Genomic DNA, 17,478 nt, shown 5'->3' with positions numbered 1-17,478 from the left:
GCGTCATCCCTTTGGCTTCAGCGCGGTCGCGAGGCCTTCCCCAAGTAGAGAGAAGGCAACCCCGACCCAGACGATGGCAAGGCCGGGAAATATGGTCATCCATGGCGCTTCCCGCATGTAGTCTATGCTCTCGACGATCAGCAGGCCCCATTCCGGCGCTGGCGGCTGCACGCCCAGTCCAAAGAAGGACATCGCCGCCACGGCCTGCACGGTCAGCACCACGTCCGACATGGAATAGACCAAAGCGGGGGTCAGGACGTTCGGCAGGACATGGCGCAGCATCACCTTGGACTTGCTGAAGCGAAGCACACGCGTCGCCTCGATGAATTCCAGGCGGGAAACCAGCAGCGTCTCTCCGCGGACTATGCGGGCATAGCCGATCCAATTCACAATGAAGAAGGCGATGTAGAGATTGGTCTCGCTTGCTCCCAGCACGCCGACGATGGCAAGGATGAGCACATAGAACGGGAATGCCCATACTATGTCCGTCAGCCGCATCAGAACCGCGTCGGCGGTCCCGCCGAAGAAGCCGGCGATTAGGCCGATCACCACGCCCATGACCATTGGTCCGAACACGCAGATCAGCGCCAGTCGCAGGTCGAAGACCGCGCCCGCGAGAACACGTGTGAAGATGTCACGGCCAAAATTGTCGGTGCCGAACCAGTGCGCGGCGGAGGGCGGCTGCATCGCGCCGCCGAAATCCAGCGCAAAGGGATCGTAAGGCGACAGGATCGGGGTCAGGAGCGTCGCTGCGACCGTGACCGCCAGCATGAGCAGGCCGGTCGCACCTGCGGGGGTGCGAAGCAATTTGCGGAGGAAGGCCATCGGTCACCCCAGCCGGACGCGCGGATCGGCCAGCGCGTAGCAGATGTCGGTGATCAGGTTGACAACCACGACCATAATGGCGAAGAAGACCGTCAGGCCTCGGATGATGGGCAGGTCACGCGACACGATCGCGTCGATCAGCAGGCTGCCTAGACCGGGGACGGAGAAGATCTTCTCCACCACGACCGTCCCGCCCACGATCCAGCTCACCCGCACGCCGATGATCGAGATCGTCGAGATTAGGCTGTTCGGCAGCACATGGCGAAGAAAGACCTCGTGGGCGCGCAGGCCTTTGGCACGCGCGGTGTCGATGTAGTCTGCCTTCATCGTGTCGATCAACGCCGCGCGAAGGCTTTGCTGTATCAGGGCTGCGGTCGAAAGCCCGACCACGAGCGATGGCAGGAACAGGCGGCCCAGATTGGCCACGAAACCGTCGCCCACGCCGCCTGTCGCGAACCAGCCCATGCGCAGCGCCAGCCAAATGATTAGCACATAGCAGAGCCAGAAAGGGGGCATGGCAATCACCACGACGAAGATCTGCCGGATGACATTGTCGATCACGCGCCCGCGGTTTGCCGCTGCCAGAATGGCAAAGGGCAAGGCGATGATGACGGCGATTGCGGTCGAATAGCCAACGATGGCGAGCGTGAACGGTAAGCGCTCCGCCACCAGATTGATGATCGGCTGCTTGTGGAAGATCGAGACACCGAAACTGCCGGTCAGGCAATCGCGCAGGAAATAGAGGTACTGCATCCAGATTGGCTTATCCAGGCCCCAGAGTTCTCGCATTGTCTGCAGTTCCTCGGCGCTCGCCCGTGTTCCCATCGCGCGGGAGGCAGGATCGCCCGGCATGACCTGCAGAAGCAGGAAGCTGATGATCGTAATCCCGAGGAGCACGGGGATCAGCATCAGCAGACGTTTTGATATTGCAAGTATCACGGAAGTTTACCGCCGGCTGCCCACACAGTTGGAGGAGCCTCCGCCCGCAGGGCGGAGGCGGTCGCATCATTTTTCGAGCTTGACTTCCTCGAGGCGGAAATTCGAGGTCGGAAGGATCTCGAAACCCTTGACGTAGTCCCGCACCGCCCAGGCCGACGACGGATGGTAGAGGAAGATGTAAGGCGCACCGTCATGCAGGATCTGGATCATTTCCCTGAACATGGCGCCGCGCGGCTCGCCGTCCACGGTCTTCCGCTCTTCGGCATAGAGGGCATTCAGACGCTCGTTCTTCCACTGCGTATGATAGGCGTTCGCCCGCTCAGGGTTGACGGCGACGAAGCCGATGATCTGGTCGGGGTCGATCGTGTCGGAGGTGGTGTAGGACACCGACATGTCATAGTTTCCGTCCTTCGTCGTTTCCCACTGGGTGCCGCCTTCCAGCATCTGCACCTTCAGCTTCACGCCGACCTGCTGGAGCATCGCCTGCAAGGCTATGGCGGCATTGCGGCTGGTCGCGGCGCCGGAATCGACGATAAGCTGCGCTTCGAACCCTTCCGCGTAGCCCGCATCGGCCAGCAGTTGCTTGGCCTTCGCCGGGTCGTAGGCGTAGGGCAGAAGATTCGGATCGGCATGGGCCATGACCGGCATGGCCGACGCCGCGGGCTTGCCGGCACCGTAGAGAACGCCCTGCACCAGGGCATTCTTATCGACCGCATAGTTCAGGGCCTGGCGGACCCGTTCGTCGTCGAAGGGCTTGCGCGTCGTATTCAACTGCACGAAATCCGCCCGGTAGGGCGTGGTCTGACCCACGGAGATCCCATCCTTGCCGTCGAGGTTCTTGATCTGGTTCAGCGGCGGATCGAGCGCGACGTCCACCTCGCCGGCTTCCAGCTTGATGGCCCGTGCCGACGGCTCGGTGACGACCTCGAGTACCGCTTCGTCCACGAAAGGCTTGCCCTCCTGCCAGTAATACGGATTCTTCGTCAGCTCGACCCGCGAGCCGCGGACGCGCGACTTCAGCATGTACGGGCCGGAGCCGACCGGCGCCTCGAAGAACGCATCACCCTTGGCTTCCACCTGCCCCTTGGGCAGGATCGCCGCGGCGAACAGGGCAAGATTGTTGAATGCCGGCGTGAACGGTTCCCCCAGTTTCATGGTGATCTCGCGTGGATTGACGATCTCGAAGCTGGTGATCGGACGATAGAAACGTCCCCAGCCGGACGCCTCGGATGCGGCGCGCTGGATCGAGAATTTGACATCCTCGGCAGTCACCGGCGTACCGTTGGAGAACTTCGCGTCGCGGAGTTTGAAGTTCAGTGTCAGACCGTCGTCCGAAACGGTCCAGCTTTCGGCCAGTCCCGGTTCCAGCCCCTTTCCTGTCCTGTCCGGGCGGATCAGCGTGTCGAAGATCAGGAGCTGCGTCCATATCGAGCCATTGTCGCTGCTAGCGATCGGATCGAGGCTGACCGGATCGTAGCCCATTGCGACGCGCAGCGTTTCAGCGTGCGCAGCCATACCCGCCAGCGCAAACACGCAGGCGAGAAGCAGTCGTTTCAAATTCGCTCGAGGAAGCATGAAGAGGTTCTCCTAAACCTGTCGTGGAACATGTCCTGAACCGCTGCCGCCGGTCGCGCAGCCACATCGGATGACGGATCATGTTAGACAACGGCTGGGCAGCCGAATAATGATAAATGTGGTAGCGACTATCAGCAGGTTGATAAATGGATCTGAGACAAATCGAGCTTTTCGGCACGCTGATGCGGGTTGGAACCACCACCGAAACCGCGAGGCTCCTGGGTATTTCCCAGCCGAGCGTCAGCGGGCAGTTGAAACGGCTCGAAAGCAGGCTCGGTTTTGCGCTGTTTCACCGGACCGGCAACCGCCTAGAGCCGACGCAGGAGGCGAACGAGCTTTTCGCGCTCTCGATGACGATCTTCAACACGCACGCGCTGGTTCGCTCCAAGCTGCCCAGCCTGCGCAACCTTGCGTCACGACCGGTGGCGGTATCGGCGACGCCGGCTCTCGTGGAAACCTTTATCGGGCCGGCCCTGGTTCAAGCCGGATACCGGGATTGGAATAAGCGCATCGTGCTCAGGGTACACTCTCCGGAAGACGACCTTCGCACGGGTGATGCCGATGTCGGGCTGCAGATGGCGTTGCCGCCTAAGGCGGAATTTCAGGCATACAAGGTGGGCCAGACTACACTGGTGGCCGTCATGCGGGCGGACCATCCGCTCGCCCACTCCCGGGCGCTGACTTGCCCGGAACTGTCGGCGCAGCCCCTGATTTGTTACAATGCCGACTGGTCGCCGATGGGAGAAGCCATCCGGGGCGCCTTCGCCGCCCAGGGCCTAGCTTACGATCCGGTTTGCATGGTGCCTTTTTGCGCTAATGTCTGCAGCCTGGTGCTCGCCTGTGGCGGTGTCGGTATCGTTGATGCAATGACTGCACACGAGTATGCAACCCGTGGGCTCGTGCGGTGTCAGATCATCGGCATTCCCCCGATCTCGGTCATTGCCTTTCACCGGCGGGGCGAGCCGCTCAGGGCGCCGGTGCAGGGATTTCTGAGTGCACTTCGAAAACCAGCCCGTGAATGGGCATAACTTTCCACCGCATAGCCGTCGTGCCTGCCTGGAGACGGCTATTCGTCCGGAAATTTTCAGATTGGATCCGCCATGCGCGCCTCCGTCGTCCCCGGGCAAGAGGCGGACGAGCACTCACTCCGCGTTGCGCCACTAGCGGTCTCATTCAGGTTGATCGCACTAGGCGGAATGGGGGCCGACTGCGGACTGTCCGGTCCTGGAATATGCCCAGCCGATAGCTGCCGTTCGGCAAGCGACCCCATTTCTGCCGTTTATGATGGGAGGCAAGGGCGCTTACAGCGAACCTTGCACGTCGCTGTTATCTTGGATCATTTTCGCGACACAGTTGACAATTTTTGGGAAAATGCCGCTCTTGTCTTGCCTCTCGCGCTCACATCGGAGGCAAATCCATGAAGCATGTTCCCTATGTCGGCTCTGGCCCATACTGCTACGCAAATTCGTTCGCGATGATGTTCGGAGGGGATGCGCCGTCAACAGCGGCCATCGAGTTCGCGACCAGCAGCCCCTTCGGTATGCAGCTCGTGGGTGGCGCGCTGCCGTTCTTCGATCCCTATGGATGGATGCCCGAAGCCGGTTTCAACGACGCCCTCGACGCGATGGGCTGGACTTCGGCCGTCACCAAGGGCGGCAGCGCGGAGGATGCGCTTGCCCGGCTCAAATCGGCGCTCTCCGACGGCCCGGTCTGGGTTGGCCCGGTTGAGATGGGCTATCTTCGGCACCAGCCCGGCATGGATGGTCCCATAGGAGCGGACCACTATGTTGTCGTGCTTGCCGTTGATAACAGACAGGTGCGGATGCACGACCCGCAAGGCTATCCCTTCGCATCCCTGCCGCTGGATGATTTTTTAACCGCGTGGCGGGCGGAAACCCTCGACTATGGCGAGCCCTATACCATGCGGACCCATTTTCGCCGTGTGCGTGAGGTTGGGGAGAATGACATAATCCGGGCTTCGCTGCCCGCTGCGATGCGGTGGCTGTCGATGGAACACGCGCAGCACGTGCCAGAGGGCACCGTTGGCAATGATGAGGCCGCCGACCTGCTGGCAAGCATGATCGAGAACGGGTGCAGCGACGATCTACGTGGGCACCTGATCCACTTCGCCGTGCGCGTGGGCGCAAGGCGGCTTGCCGATGCGGCAAGATGCCTTGCCCGCGTCGGTCGATCTGACGCGGCCCAAATAGCCTCTGACCAAGCCGTTTTGATTGGCTCGCTGCAATACCCATTGGCGGTTGGGCGTGATGCAGAGGCGGCCGCCATCTTGCGAAAGCTCGCCCCGACGTACCCCCGTTTTCTATCCGCGCTTCAAGGCATGTCGCAGAAATCCTAAGTTTCGCGTCAAAATCGCCGGCGAACTCTGAGGAATTTCCGTCGCAAAAGTTAGGTGCCAAATTCGGTCCTGCGTGACCGATTTCTGCGACACCGAATGGTCGCTTTATCCACTGCCAGTCTTAAAGCGGTCGTTCGGCACCCAGGACTGACAGAACGGCAACGTACGCCTTAAGCTGAAGCGGTCATCCAATATGCATCAGGTGACCGCCCAGATGTCAAATTTCGGTTCGCTCTGCCAAGAGCAGTGCGTCCTCGACATCGACGCCGAGGTAGCGAACGGTGTTCTCGATCTTGGAGTGGCCAAGCAGGATCTGGATGGCGCGGAGATTTCCTGTCGCTTTGTAGACCATCGATGCCTTCCTGCGTCGAAGCGAATGCGTGCCATACTCCCTGGAGGCGGACCAATCGCGGTGACCCATTCGTCTACCAGGCGGGCGTATTGCCGCGTGCTCATGTGGTGGGCGTGATTGATCCAGCTCGGGAATGCATAGTCGTCGACCGTGCCCCCACGCCTTTCAAGCCAAGCCAGAAGGCTGGCTCTGACGTCGCTGGTGATCTCAAACTGGACTGGCCGACCCGTCATTTGCTGAACAACGATCGCACGGGTCCGAATTTCCGGCCCGGCGACCAGATCGCGGATCCTGATCTTTATCAGGTCGCAGCCGCGAAGCTTGCTGTCGATTGCCAGATCGAACAAGGCGCGGTCACGAACACGTCCCTCGCGATCGAGGAAGAAGCGAACAGCCCAGATTTGCTTCTGTGTGAGCGGACGCTTGGTTCCCACCTTCTTTCCTGCGTTCCAAGCGGCTCGTTCACGGCTGGCATCATCGTATTGAGAGTGGCCCATGTGAGTTCTCCTCGGCCTTGATTGGTCGATGGAGAAACGGGAAACACCAGCGTTGCAGCTCGGGGGCCGTCTGCTGATGGTCCGCTATCGGGTGGAATTTTGCAGAATCTGCCTTTCGGCTTCGACGTTATAACGGTCATTGCTGCCTGGTACTTAGCGCCCTCGTAAGCCGCCGCTAGCACTACTCGGTAAGACGGTCCAGCAGTTCAGAAACGGCCCGTTCGTAGTTTCCATAATCCGGATCGATGTCTGCCTGCAGCGCGCTGCCGCTCGTCCCGTTCATCGCCACGGCAAGCGCCGCGCCGTGCGTATAGTCCACCAGAATATGGACCCATACCAAGGCCTGCGAAGGCGAAAGGCCAAGGTTGCCCAAGAGGCTCGCAAGGTTATCGGTGATCCGTCTAGCGTGTTGAGGGAACACGGCTGGCCGGTTGAAAATGGCAAGGGTCAAACCCGGATGGCGCACCACCTCCGACCGATATGCCCGCAACAAGCCCTCAATCCGAGATCGGACGGTTCCTCCCGAAGGTGGAGCAACATCGGCATAGACGGTGTCCGCCAATGCTCGGATCAATCCGTCCCGATCCTGGAAGTGGTGATAGATAGTCATAGGATTGACGCCCGCACGCAGGGCGACCGCGCGCATGGTGAGACTTTCAACCCCCCAATGTCCAGCAGAGCCAGCGCCTCCGAAAGGATCTTTGCCGGCGAGACGCTTTCGTTATCGGCGCGCGGCCTGCCTCGGCTTCGCCTTGTCATTGCGCAATAGTGTAGGTCGATTGTACCAGCCCGGAAGAAAACGCGCGGGTGCTCACATGAGCGAGACGAATGTCGCGCGTGAGCGGGCCGAATAAGGGACGGCCGCTGCCGAGCAGTATGGGAACGCGCGTGACCACCAGATCGCTGACCAATCCGTCCAAAAGGAAGGATTGGATGACACGTCCCCCATCGACATAGACACGACGACACCCTTCCGTTTCGAGCATCGCCATGGCTTGCTGTGGCGACTTTCCCGTGAAACGCACCTTACCGGTAAGATCGTCGGGAACCGACTGGTCCGCCAGGGTGGCTGAAAGGACGAGCACCGGGCGACCATAGAACCACGGTTTCATGTCGCGCACCGCTTCGAAGGTGCCTCGGCCCATGATTATGGCGTCGATGTCCTTGATGAAATCATTGTAGCCGTGGTCTTCGCCTGAAGCGTCATGCTCAAGCAACCATTCAATGTCGCCGTTATCGCGAGCGATGAACCCGTCCAGGCTGGTTGCAATAAAAATATGAGCGGTAATCATCTCGCGCCCCTAAATTATACGACGTATAATTTATCTCCTTGTGCGAACTGTCAATACCCAGCGCGCACCGGAGCAGATCACCTACCAGACCGTCGACTTCACCAACGCTTGTTCGCTCGGACGCTCGAAGGTGGGCGGCGGAACGGTCGTCGAAAGGCAGAAGAGGGATGAGTATAACCTCGGCCTCGATGAGAAAGGCGCACCAAGAAGGTGAACATCAAGGGCGGCACGAAGGAAGTAGAGGATCTGCAAGGATACGTGTCGGAGGCTCTGAAGGCGATCATTGGACCTTTACCAAGCAGCGCGGCCCGCTTATGGCAGGTTTTAGGGTCGCCGGAAGCGCGCCGGAACGGCCGACATGAAGGCGCGATCCGGCCAAGTCGGCAGCCGGCCCGAAGGGATCAAGTCGCGGCCAGGGGCTGCCCCTGACCGTATTTCTAATCAGAATTGGTCCCGGCTGTCGCTTCTCACGTCGCCGTCCACCTGATGAGGAGCGTAGAGGTCGGCGCGAGCGCTTCGCCGCCAGGGCCGCGCCGGATGCTCCCGGTCAATTGTAACATCGGTGACGGAGATCGAAGTTGAGCCATCTGCCGCGCATTGGGCTGCCCAGCGGCCATCTGGCGATGCTATCCCAGCAGGAATGGCTACGCTTTGCGGCGCGTGAGCTGAGTAGCTGACCCAATACGTATTGCTGGTAGCGTGGCCTAACACCTCCGCGGCGAAAGCTGGGGCGGCGGAAGGGATTTCGCCTGTAGTCGAGAACAGAACGCAATCTGCATCAAGCCGCTCATACTCCGTGAATAACTCTGGATAGTGTGATTCCATCCCGAGTGCGCAGCCGAACCGCACGCCATCCACTTCGAATGTCACTGGAAGTTTTCCAGGCGAATACATGAAGGAAATTTTGGTGTTCGATAGCATGCGCTCGTCGTAGCGGGTCACCAGTGTTCCGCAATCAGATATGACGTACAGGCTATTATGCGGCCGATGAGGAGGTGTAAGCTGATGGACGGACCCAAGCACCGTCCATAGCTTCAATTTCCTCGCCAGCTCGCTGGTGGCCGCCAATTCTGAACGCAAAGTCGCCCAGTCGTACCGTCCCCAGTCTGAGGGGCCGATCTCCTTGGGGCCGCTCTCTGACATAAGCCGCTTGTTGGGCGAGCATGTCGCACCTTCAGGGAAATGGATTACGCGAGCGCCTGCTCTATGAGCGTCCATCATCAGGGCGCGCAGCTCCGTCCCACTCGCTCGAAGCGCAGACTTGTCGCGAGGATCTTCAAATAGAGAGGTTTGCGCCACAGCAAGCCGTATTGCGTGGATGGCAAGCTTGGCCGACGGCTGGCGGATGTGGTGAAGAGCTGCGGTGTAAGATTCGCCTGTCTTTGCCGCGCGAGCGCGTACACGACGTTTGAGATTTCCGTTTTGGGTCATTGTGAGGCCTTTCACGTTCCGGACGTAGTTCCCCAGCAACCCGCCGAAACGTTCGGACCAAGACAATCGACCCGAGACGTCAGTCCCTTTGCCTCTGTTCAAGACCATGCTGGGGGAGGTCTAGGAGGTTAGGCGCAGGCCACGCCGAACGAATGATGCGCCGCCCCGCGCTGATTCGTCAATCAGCATTGATCACTCGCGAAGAACGCTTCTGGAGCGCTCCTGCCAAGGCGGTAGTCGGCCCCGGTCACCGCGCCTCTCTTTGCGCCGCGCGGACTATTTCGGAGATGAAGGCACTCTTTCCCGAGGTATAACGATCCCCATCATACGGAAACTGCGCCGCAAGCTGGCTTTTCAGGGCCAGGTATGCAGCAGCCACGTCGTCATGTTGACGAAGATGATTTCGGAAAAGCATCCGCTGTTCGTGGGTCTGGTTTGAGGGCGGGCAGAGGTAGACCCTGATCTGAGGCGCAGGGCGTTTCAAAAGGAAAGCGCGAACATTGACATCGTAGCGATTGCCACGCGGTTCGAATCCAGCCTTGATGAGGTTCGCGCTTGCGTCGGGAATGTCGGCCAACCCGGATAGGGTTACATCAATGTCGAGCATCGGCTTTGCGGCCAAGCCCGGTACAGCCGTGCTGCCTATGTGGTCGACAGCCAAGACGCATTTGCCAAGCGTTGTTCTTAGCAAAGCTTCAGCCGCTGAAAAATCTTTCAACCAATTCGTATCGTACGGGACGAGTTCGACTAAGCTCGGCATGTGCGGATCCGTCGATATGGCGAACAACCGATGTTAGCCGATCCGGCCAGTGCATGTCTTCTACCGGCACTCAGCGACATGGCCGCTGTCGGTCCTTGGCCGTCATTGCTTGTCGGCCAACCTTTTCCGATAGCGGTGAGTGGAGACGACGAACTTCTGACTGATGCCAGGCGGTGCCCAGAGAGCATCGTCGAATGTGTCGATGAGGCACCAACCCTGTCGGATGTAAAAACGTTCGGCTCGGATGTTGCCCGCTGTGCAAAAAAGCTCCGCCTGAGATACCCCGTCTTGCCGCAAAGCGTGTTCTGCGAAGCCCAACAAGGCAGACGCCACGCCGGTGCCCCGAGCGCCTACGCCAACGTAGAGTTTGACGACTTCGATCCCCATCAAGAAAACGAAACCAATCAGGTTGTCGCCCGATCGAGCAACGTAGAAAGTATCTGGCGCTTCCCTCAACCAGATGCGGAAGTGACTTTTGGTCCGGTAAACTAGAGCCTCTGGAGGAACCAGTTCGGCATGAGCGTCATGCCATCCCTGATGCCAAAGGTGAACTATCGCCTCCTCGTCTTCGGGGGCTGCTGGTTGAATGTCCATATGGCTTCGCTGTCGTTCTGAAGGATATCCAGGAAAATGGAGCTTACGTAAAGCCCCATGGATGACAACCCGAAAGACGGGGCCGCTCATGGCGCACAGGCGGCGTGACGCCGCTTTCAGAACCATGTCTGCTTTTCGCCAGGCGCGATGACTTCCGCTATGACCGACATGAAGGCGCGAAGCTGCCGGTGGCGATCACGCACTCAATGGCCGCCACCGAACGTCAAATCCCCGCCCTGCCGCGCAGCGCGTCGATGACGGCCCGGAGCCCCGCTGAGATGTGCTTGCGCGTCGGATAATAGATGTAGAGCCAGTTCTCCGGGGCGATCCATGCCTCCAGGCAATTGACCAGCCGTCCGCTTGCAATATAGGGCCGCGCCCGATCCTCCCAGACATAGGCGAGTGCGACCCCGGCGAGCGCCGCTTCGATCATCAATTCGTGATCATGCAGAGCGATAGGCCCGGTCGGCTCGAACTCGACGTCGCTTCCATCGCGGTTGAACCACCATGGATAGTGCGCGCCCGTCGCGAACATGTTCCGAATGCAGACATGCTGCTTCAGGTCGTCCGGCGTGGTCGGCATCGGCCGGCGCGCGAAATAGGCGGGAGACCCGACCACGGTGAAGCGCAGCCGTCGATTGATCCTCACAGCAGTCATGCCCTCGTGCAGGCTCTCGCCGAGACGGATGCCAGCGTCGAACCCTTCCTGCACGATGTCGACGAGGCGATCGGTTGCGATGACCTCCAACACCAGTTTCGGATTCCGTTCGACCAGCGTGCCTATGATTGGTCCGAGCACGAAGGGAGCGATCGAATTCGGGGCATTGATGCGGACCTTGCCGAAGGGCGTGTCGCGGTACTGGTTGAGGGCGTCGAGTGCCGAGCCAATGCTATTGAACGCGGGGGACAGGTCCGCCAGCAGCATGGCACCGGCGTCGGTCAATGACACGCTTCGGGTGGTGCGGTTGAGCAGGCGAATGCCTATGCGAGCCTCGAGATTGGCCACGGCATGGCTGATCGCGGAGGCCGTCACGCCTCGCTCTTCGCTTGCCTTTCGGAAGCTGCGATGCCTCGCCACCGCATCGAAGGCCGCGAGTTCCGCGAGATCGGTCGTTCGCATTACTGAACCTCATTCATGGTTGATCTGAGAATTATCAATCTAATCAGTTCAATTGAAAAGGCTCAAATTGCTCCCGTCAGCCGATCGCGATTGGCGAACAAGGGAAACAGATATGACCATCATCACAGAAACGATAACGGCCGATCAGGCGCGTCACGCGATTGCCTCTGCCGGAGCCTGCGCCGAGCGGATCGGCGTGGCAGCCAACATCGCCGTGCTGGACGCCGGGGCGCACTCAATGCGTTCGTCCGCATGGACGCCGCGGTCCTCGGATCGATTGATCTCGCCATGCGCAAACCCCACTGCGGCGCTGTTTGCCGTCAGCAGCGAAGCCGTGTGGAAATATTGCAAGCCGGGAGCGCCAGCGCACAACCTGGAAGCCAGCAACGGCGGCCTGGCCCCCTTTGCGGGCGGTCTGCCGATCCAGGTGCCAATGGCGCGATGATCGGCGCGATTGGCGTGTCCCGGCGGTGCAGTACCGCAAGACCTCGAAATCGCCGAGGCCGCGGTAACCGTGCTCCTTGGCTGACACCCGCCTTCTGCCTCTTCCTCACAGTTCACAAAGGACCATTCCCATGATCAAAACCATTCTCATCACCGGCGCTGGCTCTGGTTTCGCTGAAGCCGCCGCCATCGGCATGGCCAAGGCCGGTCACAACATCATTGCCACCGCGCAGATCGCTCCCCAGGTTGCGGCGCTACGGAACAAGGTGGCCGAACTCGGCCTCGACAATATCCGGGTGGAGAAACTCGATCTGCTCGATCCCTACGACGTGGCCTTCGCCCAACGCTTCGACATCGATGTCCTCTGGAACAACGCCGGCATCGGCGAGAGCGGTCCGATCAGCGAGATCCCGATCGACCTCGTCCGCCGCAACTACGAAACCAACGTCTTCAAGCCGCTCGAACTCACGCAGGGCTTCATCGCCAAATGGATGAAGCAGAAGAAGCGCGCGAAGATCGTCTTCACCTCATCGATGGGTGGTCTGTTCACCCCGGCCGGCTGGGGCACCTATGTGTCGACCAAGCACGCGCTGGAGTCTATCGCCGAAGCCATTGCCCAGGAGGTCGCTCCCTTCGGCATCAAGGTCCAGACCATCAATCCCGGCGCCTATCTGACCGGCTACAACGAGACGATGGCAGACACGGCGTTCCGCTGGCTGGACGACAACAGGAACTTCACCAAGCGCGATGAGCTGCGCGCCACCTTCGACGCGCTGCTGGCGTCACCGCAAGGGCACCTCGATCCACAGGAGATGATCGACCGCATGATCGCGATCGTGCCGGCGGACACGGGCAAGTTCCGCAATGTGTGCCCGCAGTTCGTTGAGGACATGCTGAAGGAAGCGCAAGCCACGGCTTGGACGGCGGAAATCTGATCCTCCCCTCAATCCCGGAGCGGCGGCCCGGCAAACGGGGCCGCTCCCTTTCACAAGGAAGTTTATCATGAAAAACTGGTTCATCACGGGCGCGTCGCGCGGTTTCGGCGCCCTCATTGCCGAACGGGCGCTGGCCAAGGGAGATGCCGTCGTCGCGACCGCCCGCAGCGCACAGGCGATCACCGATCGCTTCGCCAGCCATCCCAATCTGCTTGCCGTTTCCCTTGACGTCACGAACGAAGATCAGGCCGCTGCCGCCGCCGCTGCCGCGACCGAGCGTTTCGGCCGGATTGACATCCTCTTGAACAATGCCGGGTTCGGGTTGATGGGCGCGGTGGAGGAGGCCACCGCGGCAGAGATCGAAGCGGTGTATCGCACCAATGTGTTCGGATTGCTGAACGTGACCCGCGCGGTCCTGCCCCATATGCGCGAAGCGCGGTCAGGCCGCATCCTCAACATCTCTTCGATCGGCGGCTATCGCGGCGCGGCAGGATTTGGCGTGTATAGCTCGACTAAGTTCGCAGTCGAGGGACTGTCCGAAGCGTTGCACGCAGAGCTTACTCCGCTCGGCATTCATGTGACGGTGATCGAGCCGGGTTATTTCCGAACCGATTTCCTCGACGCCTCCTCGCTGTCGACCAGTCCCGCCCGGATAGCGGACTATGACGGCACCGCTGGCAGGGTTCGGCGGGCTGCGCTCGAGCTCAACCATAGCCAGCCGGGCGACCCCTCCAAACTCGCCGATGTGTTGGTCGCTTTCGTCGATACGGCCAACCCGCCGGTGCGGCTACCGCTGGGCAGCGACACCGTCGCCGCCATCGAGGCGAAACACGCCGCGGATGCCCGCATCCTCGCGGAATGGCGGAGCGTTTCGGTGTCGACCGACTTCTGATGGAAGGAGAATGCCTTCCTGAATCGCGTTAGCGCAGTGATACCTGGTGCATACCACAAATCACATTGTTGAAGCATGACGATCGCTCCGTGTCCGGCGCCCACGACCTGCAGCGTGGTCGCCGGACATGTCTGATTTTAAGGAGCCGGCAAAGACGTACTTAAAGGCCGGGATGGGGGCGCACAGCAGCCATGCGCGCTTCGCCTGTGAGAGTGTGCTTCGGGCCGATTTGCGCCGTAGCGCGAGCAAATTCGGATGGCTGCAACGGGTCGATCTTTCCGGTTCCCTCAGTCGCGAGAGGGTGGTGAGCGGAAGTCGTCGAGAGGGGGCTAAGAGGCCGTTATGCGCCGTCAACTCAGACGTTCGATGAGCCAAGGTTCAAGCCTGGAAACAGTCGGCCCGTTTTCTTGATTGTGACGATGAGCCCTTGATACGGCAAGGCGTCCTCCCGCCTTTAAGCTTGACAGAGCCTACGCACGACGCTTCAGGTAAGGTGCAGTGCCTTCTCAAGTGGTTCCAGAGCGAAGGCCACGCAGTCGGACAATGGTCGCGCAGAACCCGGGAGCTCTCTTAGCTCCCAATAGGATCCTGGCTCGCCTTTACGGCGCTCGTCAATTCAACCGCCGACCGGAAGAGCCATCGAACACATGAAGAGCGTCTGGGTTTGGGCGCACGTGGATCAGATCGCCGACGCTGATGGTACTCTCGCGGGGAAACTCTACCGTCAGCATACGCGCGTCGCCGGTTTCCAGATAGCCATAAGTCTGGCTGCCCAATCGCTCAGCCACAGCAAGTTTTCCGCCGAACCATGCTTCTTCTGGAGCGCAGACGACAAGATCCTCGGGGCGGATTCCAACGGTTGCGGTCGCGGCTCGCAGTTCATGTGCGGTCTCGTTCCCAAGCTTGATTGTGCGGCTCTTCAGCCGAACTGCGATCTCATCGCCATCGGTGACGACTTCCGCGGAGATAGTGTTCATCGTCGGGCTGCCAATGAAGCGGGCCACAAAAAGGCTGGCTGGACGGCGGTACAGCTCCAGCGGCGGGCCCACCTGCTCAACGCGCCCGGCATTCAGCACCACAATGCGGTCCGCAAGCGTCATCGCCTCGACCTGGTCGTGCGTGACGTAGACTGTCGTCGCCTTCATGCGGTTATGGAGTTTCGCGATCTCCAGCCGCATTTCTACCCGCAGCGCTGCATCAAGGTTCGAGAGCGGTTCATCAAAAAGGAAAGCGGAAGGTTCCCTCACGATGGCGCGGCCCATGGCGACGCGCTGGCGCTGACCTCCCGATAGCTGGGCAGGCCGACGGTCGAGAAATGGTTGGATCTGTAGGATCTCGGCCGCCTGCGTCACGCGCTGCCTAATCATCGCTTCGTCAGCGCCGCGCATCTTGAGTCCGAATGCCATGTTCTCGCGCACGCTCATATGCGGGTAGAGGGCATAATCCTGGAACACCATCGCGATGTCTCGCTGGGATGGCGGAAGCGCGTTCACCAGCTTTCCTCCAATATCGAGTCTGCCTCCGGAAATTTCCTCAAGCCCCGCAATCATGCGCAGTAGAGTAGATTTGCCGCAGCCGGAAGGACCTACCAGAACGAGGAACTCACCACTTTCTATGTCGATATCAATGTCATGGATGACCTGTAGCGAGCCATAGGATTTCCGAATCTGCGCCAAGCTGATTGCCGTCACGGTTTGGTCCTCCAAAAGGTCAGCTTTAAGCCTTGACCTCCATTATCGATATCAATATCAATAATCGCAGGAAAGATGGTTGGCAACTCCGCGGACGCACATGAAGTACTTTTCGGCCCATTCACATTCGCGAGACGCAAAACCGGCGAAGTCGGCGGCCGCCTTCAATGCGCTCAAGCGGGACATCATGCTCGGAGTGCTTCCTGCCGGCGCCTCACTGACGGAACTTGATCTTGCCGCCCATTTCTCATGCAGCCAGGGAACCGTGCGCGAGGCGCTGCTGCAATTGCAGGAGGAGGGGCTTGTGCGTCGGCAGGGGCATCGGGGCACGCAGGTTTCTGAATGCACTGAAGCCGAAGCGGTGGAGATGTTCCGCGTGCGCCAGCAGATCGAGTGCAGCGGCATTCTGCGTACGCTGCAGATGCCGAGCCGTACGCTTGTTGCCGATCTAAAGGCTTTGTTCGCTGAGATGCTGCAGGCGGCGACCGTTGGCGACGAGCTTGAGCTCGCCTCTCTCGACCGCGATTTCCATCGTCGCATCTTTCAGGATGCTCAACTCCCGGCGCTGGACCCGATCTTGCACCGCTGCCTGGTGCACAATCACCGCTTCAAGATTTCGCGCAGCACCAGTCCCCGCGATCTTGTCGCAACAGCGCAGCGTCACGGCCCGATCATTGAAGCGGTGGAGAGTGGGGGCGTGGAAAAGGCGAGTGAAGCACTTCGGCACCACATCGCGACCATCGTGGACCTTGGTCCCGACGTTTTCCCGGATGCGAGCCAATGAATGCGGCTCTCTACATGTCCCGGCTTTCTCCCGAAATGGCGGCGCTCCTTGACCGCGTCGCGCGAGAAACGGGCCCGCAACCGGATCCGACGACGCTGCCTCCTGCGCAGGGGAGGGCGCTGACTGCACAGAGCAATCGCCGCTGGAACCTCGATCTCCCCCAGATGGCTACTGTGGGCGAAGCCTGGGTCGACGCGGCTGAAATCCTTGGTTCTGCGCGCGTGCGGCTGAAGATTCTCGTGCCGCCAGATCATCGGCCGGGCGCGGTCTTCTTCGTGCATGGCGGCGGTTTCGCGTTTTGCAGCCCCGAGACCCATGAGCGCTGTGCGCGCGTACTTGCGCTGGAGTGCAGCCTGCCAGTGCTGCTCCCGGACTATCGACTGTCGCCCGAATATCCTTATCCCGCGGGCCTGATGGACGTTGTCGCAGCGTTCCGCTCCGCCTTTGCCGTCACCGGCGCCTTCGGCGTCGGTGACGGCCCTCTCATCCTTGCGGGCGACTCGGCGGGTGCCAACCTGGCACTGGCCGCCATGCTTCACGAGCAAGCCACAGCGAAGACCGCTGCGGCCGGCGCACTGCTTTTCTATGGAACCTATGCTGGCAATTTTCATACGCAATCCTACTGCGATTTCGAGAACGGACCGGGTCTGACGACCGCAAAGATGCAACGCTATTGGCACTGGTATGTCGGCCACCGAGATAGGTCAGCCGACCCTTTGGCGTGTCCGCTCGTCGCTTCGGACGAAACACTGAAGGCCCTGCCGCCACTTCACCTGATGGCCGCAGGTGTCGATCCGCTGCTTTCCGACAGCATCCTGCTGCACGCCCGCCTCAAGAGCCTCGGGCGCAGCGATACTCTGACGGTCGTGCCGGGTGTTACGCACGGCTTTCTGCAGAATACCCTCGATCTGGCTGCCGCGCGGGAGGCGCTGGTGGCCGCGGGGGTGGCGGCAAAACGAATGGCTGCCGGCAACTGACGTGGGTTTTCAGA

At 60.4% G+C, this 17,478-nt stretch carries 17 protein-coding genes and 1 pseudogene; 7 read left to right on the top strand and 11 right to left on the bottom strand.

What is annotated here, in order from left to right; translation table 11 throughout:
- Positions 1-3: 3 nt before the first annotated feature.
- The 3 genes from N0Q91_RS23285 to N0Q91_RS23275 form a co-directional block, all read right to left on the bottom strand.
- The gene (locus N0Q91_RS23285) at positions 4-825 is read right to left on the bottom strand and encodes an ABC transporter permease (protein ID WP_275598402.1); all 822 of its coding nucleotides are present in this window, start codon (positions 823-825) and stop codon (positions 4-6) included.
- A gap of 3 nt (positions 826-828) precedes the next feature.
- Entirely contained in the window at positions 829-1,764 is a 936-nt protein-coding gene (locus N0Q91_RS23280; protein ID WP_275598401.1) for an ABC transporter permease, read from the bottom strand.
- Positions 1,765-1,830: 66 nt separating this feature from the next.
- Positions 1,831-3,339, bottom strand: a complete 1,509-nt coding sequence (locus N0Q91_RS23275) for an ABC transporter substrate-binding protein (RefSeq protein ID WP_275598400.1) — start codon at positions 3,337-3,339, stop codon at positions 1,831-1,833.
- 146 nt (positions 3,340-3,485) lie between these two features.
- Between N0Q91_RS23275 and N0Q91_RS23270 the strand changes: the two genes are divergently transcribed.
- Both N0Q91_RS23270 and N0Q91_RS23265 read left to right on the top strand, forming a co-directional pair.
- Positions 3,486-4,367: a LysR family transcriptional regulator gene (locus N0Q91_RS23270; RefSeq protein ID WP_275598399.1), complete on the top strand. Its 882-nt coding sequence runs from the start codon at positions 3,486-3,488 to the stop codon at positions 4,365-4,367.
- A 389-nt stretch (positions 4,368-4,756) separates the two neighbouring features.
- Positions 4,757-5,695: a YobF C-terminal domain-containing protein gene (locus N0Q91_RS23265; RefSeq protein WP_275598398.1), complete on the top strand. Its 939-nt coding sequence runs from the start codon at positions 4,757-4,759 to the stop codon at positions 5,693-5,695.
- A gap of 217 nt (positions 5,696-5,912) precedes the next feature.
- Here N0Q91_RS23265 and N0Q91_RS23260 read toward each other — a convergent pair.
- The 7 genes and pseudogenes from N0Q91_RS23260 to N0Q91_RS23230 form a co-directional block, all read right to left on the bottom strand.
- Positions 5,913-6,544 (bottom strand): annotated as a pseudogene (locus N0Q91_RS23260) (tyrosine-type recombinase/integrase).
- A 181-nt stretch (positions 6,545-6,725) separates the two neighbouring features.
- Entirely contained in the window at positions 6,726-7,190 is a 465-nt protein-coding gene (locus tag N0Q91_RS23255; protein WP_275598397.1) for a TetR/AcrR family transcriptional regulator, read from the bottom strand.
- Positions 7,191-7,299: 109 nt separating this feature from the next.
- Positions 7,300-7,836, bottom strand: a complete 537-nt coding sequence (locus tag N0Q91_RS23250; RefSeq protein ID WP_275598396.1) for a dihydrofolate reductase family protein — start codon at positions 7,834-7,836, stop codon at positions 7,300-7,302.
- Between the two features lie 441 nt (positions 7,837-8,277).
- Positions 8,278-9,267 carry a carbon-nitrogen hydrolase family protein gene (locus N0Q91_RS23245; protein ID WP_275598395.1) on the bottom strand — a complete coding sequence of 330 codons (990 nt, stop codon included), beginning with the start codon at positions 9,265-9,267 and terminating at the stop codon, positions 8,278-8,280.
- Positions 9,268-9,514: 247 nt separating this feature from the next.
- A complete protein-coding gene (locus N0Q91_RS23240; RefSeq protein ID WP_275598394.1) occupies positions 9,515-10,027 on the bottom strand; it encodes a GrpB family protein in 513 nt (170 codons plus the stop codon).
- Positions 10,028-10,129: 102 nt separating this feature from the next.
- Positions 10,130-10,747, bottom strand: coding sequence for a GNAT family N-acetyltransferase (locus tag N0Q91_RS23235; RefSeq protein ID WP_275598393.1), 618 nt, complete (start codon positions 10,745-10,747; stop codon positions 10,130-10,132).
- A 97-nt stretch (positions 10,748-10,844) separates the two neighbouring features.
- Positions 10,845-11,741 carry a LysR family transcriptional regulator gene (locus N0Q91_RS23230; RefSeq protein WP_275598392.1) on the bottom strand — a complete coding sequence of 299 codons (897 nt, stop codon included), beginning with the start codon at positions 11,739-11,741 and terminating at the stop codon, positions 10,845-10,847.
- A 112-nt stretch (positions 11,742-11,853) separates the two neighbouring features.
- Here N0Q91_RS23230 and N0Q91_RS23225 point away from each other — a divergent pair, with 112 nt between their 5' ends.
- The 3 genes from N0Q91_RS23225 to N0Q91_RS23215 all read left to right on the top strand — a co-directional run bounded on the left by N0Q91_RS23225 (position 11,854) and on the right by N0Q91_RS23215 (position 14,012).
- On the top strand, positions 11,854-12,186 hold the full coding sequence (locus N0Q91_RS23225) for a heme-binding protein (RefSeq protein ID WP_275598391.1): 333 nt from the start codon (positions 11,854-11,856) through the stop codon (positions 12,184-12,186).
- 130 nt (positions 12,187-12,316) lie between these two features.
- On the top strand, positions 12,317-13,120 hold the full coding sequence (locus N0Q91_RS23220) for an SDR family oxidoreductase (RefSeq protein WP_275598390.1): 804 nt from the start codon (positions 12,317-12,319) through the stop codon (positions 13,118-13,120).
- A 67-nt stretch (positions 13,121-13,187) separates the two neighbouring features.
- Positions 13,188-14,012, top strand: a complete 825-nt coding sequence (locus N0Q91_RS23215; RefSeq protein ID WP_275598389.1) for an oxidoreductase — start codon at positions 13,188-13,190, stop codon at positions 14,010-14,012.
- A 611-nt stretch (positions 14,013-14,623) separates the two neighbouring features.
- On the opposite strand, the gene N0Q91_RS23210 is transcribed toward N0Q91_RS23215, so the two are convergent.
- Positions 14,624-15,703, bottom strand: coding sequence for an ABC transporter ATP-binding protein (locus N0Q91_RS23210; RefSeq protein ID WP_275598388.1), 1,080 nt, complete (start codon positions 15,701-15,703; stop codon positions 14,624-14,626).
- Positions 15,704-15,890: 187 nt separating this feature from the next.
- On the opposite strand from N0Q91_RS23210, the gene N0Q91_RS23205 reads away from it, so the two are divergent.
- Positions 15,891-16,487, top strand: a complete 597-nt coding sequence (locus N0Q91_RS23205; RefSeq protein WP_275598701.1) for a GntR family transcriptional regulator — start codon at positions 15,891-15,893, stop codon at positions 16,485-16,487.
- Positions 16,484-17,464 (top strand): alpha/beta hydrolase, encoded by a 981-nt coding sequence (locus N0Q91_RS23200; RefSeq protein WP_275598387.1) that lies wholly within the window; start codon positions 16,484-16,486, stop codon positions 17,462-17,464. The genes N0Q91_RS23205 and N0Q91_RS23200 overlap by 4 nt, the downstream gene beginning before the upstream one ends.
- Positions 17,465-17,478 lie beyond the last annotated feature (14 nt).

The organism is Sinorhizobium prairiense, assembly GCF_029201645.2.
Lineage (GTDB): Bacteria > Pseudomonadota > Alphaproteobacteria > Rhizobiales > Rhizobiaceae > Sinorhizobium > Sinorhizobium meliloti_A.
The sequence above is the reverse complement of the archived record's forward strand: the minus strand, read 5'-3'. Positions and strand labels throughout refer to the sequence as shown.

What these genes read in the sequence shown, in the direction of transcription:
- N0Q91_RS23235 (WP_275598393.1), bottom strand. Translation starts at nt 10,747, where the DNA reads ATGGTTCTGAAAGCGGCGTCACGCCGCCTGTGCGCCATGAGCGGCCCC.
- N0Q91_RS23255 (WP_275598397.1), bottom strand. Translation starts at nt 7,190, where the DNA reads ATGCGCGCGGTCGCCCTGCGTGCGGGCGTCAATCCTATGACTATCTAT.
- N0Q91_RS23240 (WP_275598394.1), bottom strand. Translation starts at nt 10,027, where the DNA reads ATGCCGAGCTTAGTCGAACTCGTCCCGTACGATACGAATTGGTTGAAA.
- N0Q91_RS23270 (WP_275598399.1), top strand. Translation starts at nt 3,486, where the DNA reads ATGGATCTGAGACAAATCGAGCTTTTCGGCACGCTGATGCGGGTTGGA.
- N0Q91_RS23275 (WP_275598400.1), bottom strand. Translation starts at nt 3,339, where the DNA reads ATGCTTCCTCGAGCGAATTTGAAACGACTGCTTCTCGCCTGCGTGTTT.
- N0Q91_RS23285 (WP_275598402.1), bottom strand. Translation starts at nt 825, where the DNA reads ATGGCCTTCCTCCGCAAATTGCTTCGCACCCCCGCAGGTGCGACCGGC.
- N0Q91_RS23230 (WP_275598392.1), bottom strand. Translation starts at nt 11,741, where the DNA reads ATGCGAACGACCGATCTCGCGGAACTCGCGGCCTTCGATGCGGTGGCG.
- N0Q91_RS23265 (WP_275598398.1), top strand. Translation starts at nt 4,757, where the DNA reads ATGAAGCATGTTCCCTATGTCGGCTCTGGCCCATACTGCTACGCAAAT.
- N0Q91_RS23245 (WP_275598395.1), bottom strand. Translation starts at nt 9,267, where the DNA reads ATGACCCAAAACGGAAATCTCAAACGTCGTGTACGCGCTCGCGCGGCA.
- N0Q91_RS23225 (WP_275598391.1), top strand. Translation starts at nt 11,854, where the DNA reads ATGACCATCATCACAGAAACGATAACGGCCGATCAGGCGCGTCACGCG.
- N0Q91_RS23205 (WP_275598701.1), top strand. Translation starts at nt 15,891, where the DNA reads ATGCTCGGAGTGCTTCCTGCCGGCGCCTCACTGACGGAACTTGATCTT.
- N0Q91_RS23200 (WP_275598387.1), top strand. Translation starts at nt 16,484, where the DNA reads ATGAATGCGGCTCTCTACATGTCCCGGCTTTCTCCCGAAATGGCGGCG.
- N0Q91_RS23220 (WP_275598390.1), top strand. Translation starts at nt 12,317, where the DNA reads ATGATCAAAACCATTCTCATCACCGGCGCTGGCTCTGGTTTCGCTGAA.
- N0Q91_RS23215 (WP_275598389.1), top strand. Translation starts at nt 13,188, where the DNA reads ATGAAAAACTGGTTCATCACGGGCGCGTCGCGCGGTTTCGGCGCCCTC.
- N0Q91_RS23250 (WP_275598396.1), bottom strand. Translation starts at nt 7,836, where the DNA reads ATGATTACCGCTCATATTTTTATTGCAACCAGCCTGGACGGGTTCATC.